The following is a 9,248-nucleotide window of genomic DNA, read 5'->3' on the forward strand; positions in this document are numbered from 1 at the left end:
ATTTATAGTGTGTTATATACTTTATAAGTGTTTTGGGGTTGCAAAAGTATTGCTTTTTAATGAGATAGGAAAATAAAAGATGATTTATTTGTCGCCGGTTGTATCACCGAATTGCAAGTTTTAGTAAAAACAAATATTTAGCGCGTATTTTTGTGGTTATGAGTTTTCAGACAGAAATCGTAAAATGGTATTTAATTAATAAAAGAGCACTTCCCTGGAGGGATACTACTGATGCTTATGTGATTTGGCTTTCGGAAATCATTTTACAACAGACAAGAGTAGAACAAGGCCTGCCTTATTTTAATAACTTTTTACAAAGTTATCCTACAGTAACTGATTTTGCCAATGCTACAGAAACCCAAATCCTTAAACTGTGGCAGGGTTTAGGATATTATTCCCGTGGAAGGAATATGCTTTTTACTGCAAGGCAAATCAGGGATTCACACGCAGGTATTTTTCCGCGGAAGTACGATGACCTTATTCAGTTAAAAGGAGTGGGGGAGTATACTGCTGCCGCAATTTCTTCTTTTTCTGCTAACGAATCTAAAGCCGTGTTGGATGGAAATGTTTTTCGGGTATTGTCTCGATATTTTGGAATAGAGACTGCGATCAATAGTACTGAAGGGAAAAAACAGTTTAATGAACTTGCGCAAGCGTTGATCGAAGATCAGCAGCCTTCTTTGTACAACCAGGCCATTATGGAATTTGGTGCTTTACAATGCAAGCCAAAATCGCCTGACTGTGGTAATTGTCCGGTTCAATCCGGATGTTATGCCAAAACAAATGATAGGGTGAGCTTGTTGCCCCTCAAATTAAAGAAATTGAAGAAGCGGACCAGGTATTTCAATTATTTTGTCTGTTTTGACGGAGGGCAGTTGTTGGTGAACAAAAGAACAGCAGGAGATGTCTGGCAGGAACTTTATGATTTTCCATTGATTGAGACTGAGAATCCATACCTGGAGGATCAGGAGCAATTCCTGACTAAACTGAAAACGAACTTTGGAGAGGCCTGTATTATAGCGCCTTTAGCGAAGCAAAAACATTTGCTAACTCACCAAACTATATATGTTCAATTTTTTGCTTTAGACAATTATATCATTAACTTTAATATGAATGCAGAAATAAAATGGGTTTCTCTTGCAGCGTTTGAGGAGTTGCCCCAACCAAAAGTGATTACAAATTTTATGATCTCCAATTCAATTAAACAGTAAAATTATATTTCATGTCAGGTATTAACAAAGTTATTTTAGTCGGACATTTGGGCAAAGATCCTGAAGTTAGACATTTAGAAGGAGGAGTCACTGTAGCTAGTTTTCCATTGGCAACATCAGAGACTTATAACAAAGATGGTAAGCGCATTGAGCAGACAGAATGGCATAATATTGTTTTGTGGAGAGGACTTGCAGAAGTTGCATCTAAGTATTTGCAAAAGGGAAAGCTGGTATACATTGAAGGAAAGCTACGTACGCGTTCTTTTGAGGACAGAGAAAAAGTTAAAAAATATGTGACTGAAGTGGTCGCGGAAAACTTTACTATTCTGGGTAGGAAGAGTGACTTTGAGCACACCCCTGTAAGTAATGAAAATACCACTCCAAAAAGTGAAACAGAATATCTTGATCCGAATGAGGTTTCAGGAGATCTGCCCTTTTAGAGATGCAAAGGCTGACCAGAAAAGGTGCAAAAGGAGCATTGCTGGATGTTTACGAAGACGCTATTGTAGCGTTGCAGAAAAGTATTGAAGATTTATCTGATGAGGATCTTGTTACCGTGGTGTTGCCTGATGAAGAGGATTGTAAGTCCATACAAACGATTTTGACCCATGTAGTGAGCAGTTCCTACAGCTATGCCGTTTATATTCACGAACTCAAAGGAAGAAAATATACCAGACCTGAAGAAAGACTGCATACCAATGCTTCAGATTATGTTCAAGACCTTAAAGATGCTTTCGCGTTTAATCTGAGGGTTTTCGTGGAGGTGGACGATAGTGAATTGGAGGAGTTTGACACTTCCGGGAAAATTATGACTGGATGGGAGCAGCTTTATGATATAGAACAGCTAACAGAACATGCGATCGTGCATATCTTACGACATCACAGACAAATAGAAAAATTTAAATTTTTACTGAATCGTCCGGGACAATAAGACGAAAATAAAAAAATGGCCTTCAATACGGGGACGCTAATATTCCCGTGTTGAAGGCCATGATATCATACCTTAATTGTTACTCTACTGTAACTGATTTTGCAAGATTTCTTGGCTGATCTACATTACATCCACGCAACAATGCGATATGATAAGAAAGTAACTGTAGCGGTATAGTCGCCAGCAATGGTAAAAAGGCTTCACTTGAATCTGGTATTTCGATGCAGTAATCCGCCATTTTCTTCACTTCGGTATCCCCTTCAGTAACGATTGCAAGAACAATTCCTTTTCTTGCCTTCACCTCCTGAATGTTGCTGATTACTTTTTCATAAGATGAATTTTTTGTTGCAATCACCACTACAGGCATTTCTTCGTCAATTAAGGCGATAGGGCCGTGTTTCATCTCAGCGGCCGGATATCCTTCCGCGTGGATATAAGAGATCTCCTTGAGCTTTAAAGCGCCTTCCAGTGCGACAGGGAAACCGCTACCTCTACCGAGGAACAAACAGTTTCTTGAATCTTTGAATTTTGCCGCAATTTCCTGAATCATCTCGTTAGATTCCAGGGCTTTTTGAATTTTATCAGGAATACAATCTAATTCCGTAAGCAGTTCCACCAGTTTTGAATGGCTAACTGTACCCTTTTGCTGCGCCATGTAGAAGGCCATCAGTGTAAGTACGGTTACCTGTCCGGTAAATGCTTTGGTCGAAGCTACGCCGATTTCAGGGCCCACATGGGTATAAACGCCTGCATGAGTCAATCTTGGAATTGAGGAACCTACTACATTACACACGCCAAAAATAGTGGCACCTCTTTCTTTTGCCATTTCGATTGCAGCCATTGTATCTGCGGTTTCTCCGGATTGAGAAATGGCAATCACTACATCTTTCTCCGTAATGATGGGATTTCTGTACCTGAATTCAGAAGCATATTCTACTTCAACAGGTATCCGCGCATATTCCTCAATCAGATATTCGGCAACTAAACCTGCATGCCATGATGTACCACAAGCAACAATAATGATTCTGTCTACGTTCTTTAACTTCTCTGCATACTCTTTGATCCCACCAAGCTGAACAATTCCTTCATTAGGATAGATTCTTCCTCGCATACAGTCTCTGATGGAACGTGATTGCTCGAAGATTTCTTTAAGCATGAAATGCTCATAGCCACCTTTTTCCAGCATCTCCAGCTTTAATTCCAGGGCTTGGATATAAGGTGTCTGTACGACGTTATCGAGACGTTTTATCAATAATTCATCACGCTTCAGGAATGCAATCTCATTGTCATTCAGGTAAATTACATTTTTTGTGTACTCTACAATTGGCGTTGCGTCGGAAGCGATAAAATATTCGCCTGCTCCAACTCCGATCACTAAGGGACTTCCTTTTCTTGCCGCAATCAGCTGATCAGGATGATCTTCGTCCATCAATACAATGGCATAAGCTCCAGTAACCTCATTTAAGGCAATTCTGACTGCTTCCAAAAGGTCTGTACCTTCGTTTTTATAGATCTCTTCTATCAGGTGTACAAGAACCTCTGTGTCCGTATCACTTTTAAATTCATGGCCTCTTTGGATCAGTTCTTCTTTTAGGGTTGCATAGTTTTCTATGATTCCATTGTGAATGATCGTTAATTTGCCATTATTTGAAGTATGGGGATGTGAGTTCCTATCGGAAGGAGCACCGTGAGTTGCCCAACGTGTATGTCCGATACCTATTGTACCTGACAGATCCTTGCCTTCGGAAAAATTTTCCAGCTCCAGGACCTTCCCTGCTTTCTTATAAATATTCAGACCTGTATCATTGATTAATGCAATTCCAGCACTGTCATAGCCACGGTATTCTAATCTTTTTAGTCCTTTAAGGACGATCGGCCAAGCTTCTCTATGGCCTATATAACCAACTATTCCACACATAAAAATTATGTTTTAAAAAATAAATCCCCCGAAATTAATGAATCTCGGGGGATATGAATAGGTCTCTTGTTAAATTATTTCAGTTTGGTATAGAAGATATTTAGTTTCATTCTTTTTGTCGCTGCTGCAGCATCTTTTTTAGGGCCGGTTAATATTGACCGTTCTGCAGAAGTTGCCAATGGTTCCCAGGGAGCCGTGTTTGCAGGATATATAAGCGGGGCAGGTGATAAGAAAGTTCCATAGTCTTTGGTTTTGCCACTAACGAGATCCTGAACGTAGCTGGTTACGGTAAAAATGTACCTGCTGTTTACAGAATCGAAATACCCACCGAATTCAATGTCACTAACTCCCCTTGGATCACCGTTAGGATTGCTCTGCGAGCCAGGATTGTTATCTGAGATTTTTTGACGTAATCCGGCCACATCATAACTGTATAGTCTTAGTCTTGGTGCCGGTTTAAAATGCGCATCGCCATCTGGCGTAACGTCCACTACAAGCTCAGCTTTATTGATGGCCACTTTGGCACCTCCCAGCTTTGCTTTGAAATCATCGAAATTAAAACTAACCTTATTTCTCAGTCCTGATAGTGCCTGTAAATAGGTTTGTTCATATTGTTTACCGCTATTGTCTTCCAACTGAGCTTTAATGTCTGGGTTGGTATAGGTGTGCTTCACGTAAGCTAGGATCGGTCCGATACCTTGTCTGATTGGGAAATTTATAGAAGCGGTGTCTCTTGTAGCCAGGGTTTTGCCATCTCTTTTATAATAAAGTTGTAATCTTGAGGTGGTATCTGCGAAGTTGAAGAATATCATTCCACCCTTTCCGCTGGCTTTTGCGCTTACATATAATCCTCTGAATTTATCTGTGAATAAGTTAGCCTTGTCAAAAGCAAGTGTATCCATTTTAACGATCTTGCTTTGGATCAGTGCTGTATTTAAGCGGATTCTTAGCTGTGGAACCACAGTTCTTAGTGTGTCGGGTTTACCGGCAACAATCTCAGTAACTTTAAAAGGTGTTAAAGGTTTGATATAAATGGCACCTTGAGGCTGATTTTTATCGTTCGTAACGAGTGTGCCTAAAATTTCAGTAGCATCTTTACCCCATTCTGTAGAGCTAAGAAAGCTGTGTTCCTGTGTTAGGTCGCGGGTCATCTGGCCTACAGTGAAGGTATAAGTTTGTGTCGAATCGCCATAAAACGGCGTAATCACTGAGCTACCTGAGGTGACCTTCGCATAACCTAAAATCAATACAGCTGAATCCAATTCTGCATTTTTACCAAATCTGTATTTGCTTGTTGCCGTTGAACCGGCGCTTGTGCCCGGAGCATTGACCACCATTGCTGTACCTGCCAAAGTCTCACCAAAAACAGGATCGGTCATAAAGCCTAGCGGGTAGCGTTCCAGGTTTGCTGTGCTGGCCGCGTCATCCAATTGTGTTTGAGAAGTGACCGTAGTATTGTCATACAGGTCTCCTTTAATGGCAGAATCATCCTGACCCAAACCTATGGTATTGGGATCTTTACAAGAAGAAAAAAGAAAAAGACCTATCAACATGGTTAATAAGTCTTGTTTTGAAAATTTCATATTTAAGTTAATAATACCTGAGTTTATGCTATTGAAACCAATTCTTCATCCGAAATCTCCTCATATAAAGCGTAGAAGTTTTCGAAATCGACGGTTAAATTATAAGCTAAAGTTGGTTTATTAGAATCTTTAACAAATTTTAACACATTACTATCGATGTTTTCGTTCGCTAATACTACTGCATCAGAGTAAGTTATGGCTCCGATATGTAAGGTGTTACAGTCCGCATTTTCAAATACTTTCGTATCCTCAAGCGTCATGGCGTTCATTACAGCCTTTTTATGAAGGTCCGCATGAAGTTTTTCTGTAAAACAATTCTCATAGATCGAATATACTACTTTAGAATTCTTGAAAGTAGGATCATTCTTATAAGAAGTTTTAATGTAAGCCGGGACTAAAGCGGTCATCCATCCGTGACAGTGCACGATGTCTGGTGCCCAGCCTAACTTTTTCACAGTTTCCAATGCGCCTTTACAAAAGAAGATTGTTCTTTCGTCGTTGTCTGCATAGAATTTGTCTTCCTTGTCTCTAAAAACGTATTTGCGTTGGAAATAATCTTCATTATCCAGGAAGTATACCTGCATACGGGCAGCCGGGATAGAAGCAACTTTAATAATTAAAGGGTTGTCATTATCATCGATGATAATGTTCATTCCTGAAAGACGTATTACTTCGTGCAATCTGTTCCTTCTTTCATTAATATTCCCGAATCTAGGCATCAAAATGCGGATTTCAAATCCTTTGTCCTGCATTGCCTGAGGTAGTTGACGGGTTATTTCTGAAATTTTTGTGAGTTCAAGGAAAGGCGACATCTCGTGTGTAACAATCAGTAGCTTCGTTTTTGCCATCTCCATATTCTGTAAATAAAAATTTATGTTAAAGAAAAGATTATCAAGGGGCAAAGGTAAGCAAAATAATAACATTTATCAATTATATAGGCAAGATGTTTTGTTTGGAATAGATAAATAACCAACTTTGCCCTTTGAAATTTTATAGGCTAGTTTGAAAGTTATAAACACCATCGCAGCGTTAAAGTCGTTGCTTGAACCAATAAAATTGGGTCAACAGAAAATTGCTTTAGTGCCTACAATGGGTGCATTGCACAAAGGACACGTATCACTCATCAATATTGCCCAGCAATATGCAGATGTGGTGGTTTGCAGTATTTTTGTAAATCCAACACAATTTACTGATCCTAAAGACCTGGAAAAATATCCACGTCCTCTGGAGCATGACATGCAAATGCTTCGCGAAGCAGGATGTGATGTGGTGTTTATGCCCTCGGTAAAAGAGATGTATCCGGGAACGGAGCAATGGCATATTGACCTGGGGCCGGCAGAGTTTCTGTTGGAAGGAGAGTTTAGAAAAGGACACTATCAGGGGGTTACCCAGATTGTAAAAAAACTTTTTGATGCAGTGAATCCGGATGTTGCTTTCTTTGGACAAAAGGACTTTCAGCAAGTGCTGATGATTGAAAACATGGTGGCTTATTTTAAACTTCCTGTGCAGATTATTTCCTGTCCTATTGTCAGGGAAGAAGACGGCCTGGCCATGAGCTCCAGAAATATTCATTTAAATGAAACAGACCGTGAAAATGCACTGGTTCTGAGTAAGGCGCTGGGTTATGTGAAGGATCATTTTGAAGAAAAAACAATTGCAGTACTCCTTGCAGAAGCGAAGGAGATGATCTCAGCGGTAACAGGTGTTGAATTGGACTATTTCACCATTGCAAACGGGAAAACACTCCTTCCTGAAAACGATAAAAATCAATCTAATCTTGTGGCTTTAGTCGCAGCAAAGGTCGGCCAGACCAGGCTCATCGATAATATGCTCCTCAACTGACAAACCACTATATTATAGTAACCCAAAAGTTTTAACTTTGTATTATGATTATCGAGATATTAAAATCGAAAATACACCGTGTTAAAGTAACACAGGCCGAATTACATTACGTTGGAAGCATTACCATCGATGAAGATCTGATGGATGCTGCCCAGATTATCGCCAATGAAAAGGTGCAGATCGTAAACAATAATAATGGGGAGCGCTTTGAAACCTATGTGATCAAGGGTGAACGTGGAACCGGGACAATTTGTTTAAACGGAGCTACTGCCAGAAAAGTTCAGGTTGGTGACATCCTGATCATTATGTCTTACGGTTCATTGCCAATAGAAGAGGCGAAGAAATATCATCCCATTCTTGTTTTTCCTGACGACAATAATCATCTTTTAAAATAGCGATAACCCATATTGTGTAAAATAATGCTATGCAGCCATAGTAATAATGACGTAGAAATACTAAATTTGGCCGTACGTATTTTTTTATCTATATAATTATGCTATTTCAATTAAGTGAAGAACAATTGATGATCCAGAAGGCTGCAAGGGATTTCGCACAGAATGAACTTAAGCCAGGAGTTATCGAGAGAGATGAGCACCAGAAATTTCCTGCTGAGCAAGTAAAAAAACTTGGCGAGTTGGGCTTTCTGGGAATGATGGTTTCAGAAAAATATAATGGTAGCGGTTTAGACGCGTTATCTTATGTCCTGGTGATGGAAGAACTATCTAAGATAGATGCTTCTGCTTCTGTTGTTGTTTCTGTCAATAATTCATTGGTATGTTATGGCCTGGAGTCATATGGGTCAGAATTTCAAAAAGAAAAATACCTGAAACCATTGGCTTCCGGCGAAAAGATCGGCGCTTTCTGTTTATCAGAGCCTGAAGCCGGATCAGATGCGACTTCACAGCAGACCACAGCAGAAGATAAAGGAGATTATTACTTGCTAAATGGTACCAAAAACTGGATTACGAACGGAGGTACGGCTTCGACTTATTTGGTGATTGCACAGACCGACCGCGCTTTGAAACACAGAGGTATCAATGCCTTTATTGTAGAAAAGGGAATGGAAGGTTTTACCATTGGCCCGAAAGAGAATAAAATGGGTATTCGTGGTTCTGACACGCATTCATTGATGTTTAATGATGTGAAGGTTCCTAAAGAAAACAGAATCGGAGAAGATGGATTCGGCTTTAAGTTTGCAATGAAAACCCTGGAGGGTGGCCGTATTGGTATTGCTGCGCAGGCCTTAGGGATTGCTGCAGGTGCTTATGAGTTGGCATTGGAATATTCCAAACAGCGCAAATCTTTTGGTAAAGCAATTTCCGAACATCAGGCAATTGCCTTTAAGCTGGCAGATATGGCAACAACCATTGAGGCAGCACGTTTGCTGGTTTATAAAGCAGCTTGGTTGAAAGACCAGGGGCTTCCTTATACTTTAGCCGGCTCTATGGCGAAATTGTATGCTTCGAAAGTCGCAATGGATGTTACCGTAGAGGCTGTTCAGATCCATGGTGGTTATGGCTTTGTTAAAGAATATCATGTGGAACGAATGATGCGTGATGCCAAGATTACCCAAATTTATGAAGGGACTACAGAAATTCAGAAAATGGTGATCTCGAGAGAGATTTTAAAATAGAAATTTAAGCTTAATATTAAAGCGGGCAGCCTTTCTGAAGTGAACCCCAAAAGTTGGACAAAAACTTTTGGGGTTTATCATTTATGGCAAAACACACATTTGAGGAGAAGCTCGATATAGTTTCTCAAGT

General features: G+C 39.9%; 9 protein-coding genes. 6 read left to right on the plus strand and 3 right to left on the minus strand.

The window, feature by feature from the left end; all coding sequences use genetic code 11:
• Positions 1–158: 158 nt before the first annotated feature.
• The 3 genes from mutY to BLQ87_RS32635 are packed head-to-tail and all read left to right on the plus strand — an operon-like array spanning position 159 to position 2,142.
• Positions 159–1,211, plus strand: a complete 1,053-nt coding sequence (gene mutY, locus BLQ87_RS32625; protein WP_074613094.1) for an A/G-specific adenine glycosylase — start codon at positions 159–161, stop codon at positions 1,209–1,211.
• An 11-nt stretch (positions 1,212–1,222) separates the two neighbouring features.
• Positions 1,223–1,651: a single-stranded DNA-binding protein gene (locus BLQ87_RS32630; protein WP_069379262.1), complete on the plus strand. Its 429-nt coding sequence runs from the start codon at positions 1,223–1,225 to the stop codon at positions 1,649–1,651.
• A gap of 2 nt (positions 1,652–1,653) precedes the next feature.
• Complete coding sequence (locus tag BLQ87_RS32635; RefSeq protein WP_074613095.1) at positions 1,654–2,142, plus strand: DinB family protein; 489 nt, start codon at positions 1,654–1,656, stop codon at positions 2,140–2,142.
• Between the two features lie 79 nt (positions 2,143–2,221).
• Here the strand turns inward: BLQ87_RS32635 and glmS are convergent, their stop codons facing one another.
• The 3 genes from glmS to BLQ87_RS32650 all read right to left on the minus strand — a co-directional run bounded on the left by glmS (position 2,222) and on the right by BLQ87_RS32650 (position 6,491).
• On the minus strand, positions 2,222–4,060 hold the full coding sequence (gene glmS, locus BLQ87_RS32640; RefSeq protein ID WP_074613096.1) for a glutamine--fructose-6-phosphate transaminase (isomerizing): 1,839 nt from the start codon (positions 4,058–4,060) through the stop codon (positions 2,222–2,224).
• 74 nt (positions 4,061–4,134) lie between these two features.
• Positions 4,135–5,643, minus strand: a complete 1,509-nt coding sequence (locus BLQ87_RS32645; protein WP_074613097.1) for a DUF4270 domain-containing protein — start codon at positions 5,641–5,643, stop codon at positions 4,135–4,137.
• A gap of 23 nt (positions 5,644–5,666) precedes the next feature.
• A complete protein-coding gene (locus BLQ87_RS32650) occupies positions 5,667–6,491 on the minus strand; it encodes a glycogen/starch synthase (RefSeq protein WP_074613102.1) in 825 nt (274 codons plus the stop codon).
• Positions 6,492–6,645: 154 nt separating this feature from the next.
• Between BLQ87_RS32650 and panC the strand changes: the two genes are divergently transcribed.
• From panC to BLQ87_RS32665, 3 genes are all read left to right on the plus strand, one after another.
• A complete protein-coding gene (panC, locus tag BLQ87_RS32655) occupies positions 6,646–7,485 on the plus strand; it encodes a pantoate--beta-alanine ligase (protein ID WP_074613098.1) in 840 nt (279 codons plus the stop codon).
• A gap of 44 nt (positions 7,486–7,529) precedes the next feature.
• Positions 7,530–7,880, plus strand: coding sequence for an aspartate 1-decarboxylase (panD, locus tag BLQ87_RS32660; RefSeq protein ID WP_073231878.1), 351 nt, complete (start codon positions 7,530–7,532; stop codon positions 7,878–7,880).
• Between the two features lie 98 nt (positions 7,881–7,978).
• Positions 7,979–9,118: an acyl-CoA dehydrogenase gene (locus tag BLQ87_RS32665; protein WP_074613099.1), complete on the plus strand. Its 1,140-nt coding sequence runs from the start codon at positions 7,979–7,981 to the stop codon at positions 9,116–9,118.
• Positions 9,119–9,248 lie beyond the last annotated feature (130 nt).

It is taken from the genome of Pedobacter steynii (assembly GCF_900103665.1).
Taxonomy (GTDB): Bacteria; Bacteroidota; Bacteroidia; order Sphingobacteriales; family Sphingobacteriaceae; genus Pedobacter; species Pedobacter steynii.

What these genes read in the sequence shown, in the direction of transcription:
- mutY (WP_074613094.1), top strand. Translation starts at nt 159, where the DNA reads ATGAGTTTTCAGACAGAAATCGTAAAATGGTATTTAATTAATAAAAGA.
- BLQ87_RS32630 (WP_069379262.1), top strand. Translation starts at nt 1,223, where the DNA reads ATGTCAGGTATTAACAAAGTTATTTTAGTCGGACATTTGGGCAAAGAT.
- BLQ87_RS32635 (WP_074613095.1), top strand. Translation starts at nt 1,654, where the DNA reads ATGCAAAGGCTGACCAGAAAAGGTGCAAAAGGAGCATTGCTGGATGTT.
- glmS (WP_074613096.1), bottom strand. Translation starts at nt 4,060, where the DNA reads ATGTGTGGAATAGTTGGTTATATAGGCCATAGAGAAGCTTGGCCGATC.
- BLQ87_RS32645 (WP_074613097.1), bottom strand. Translation starts at nt 5,643, where the DNA reads ATGAAATTTTCAAAACAAGACTTATTAACCATGTTGATAGGTCTTTTT.
- BLQ87_RS32650 (WP_074613102.1), bottom strand. Translation starts at nt 6,491, where the DNA reads ATGGCAAAAACGAAGCTACTGATTGTTACACACGAGATGTCGCCTTTC.
- panD (WP_073231878.1), top strand. Translation starts at nt 7,530, where the DNA reads ATGATTATCGAGATATTAAAATCGAAAATACACCGTGTTAAAGTAACA.
- BLQ87_RS32665 (WP_074613099.1), top strand. Translation starts at nt 7,979, where the DNA reads ATGCTATTTCAATTAAGTGAAGAACAATTGATGATCCAGAAGGCTGCA.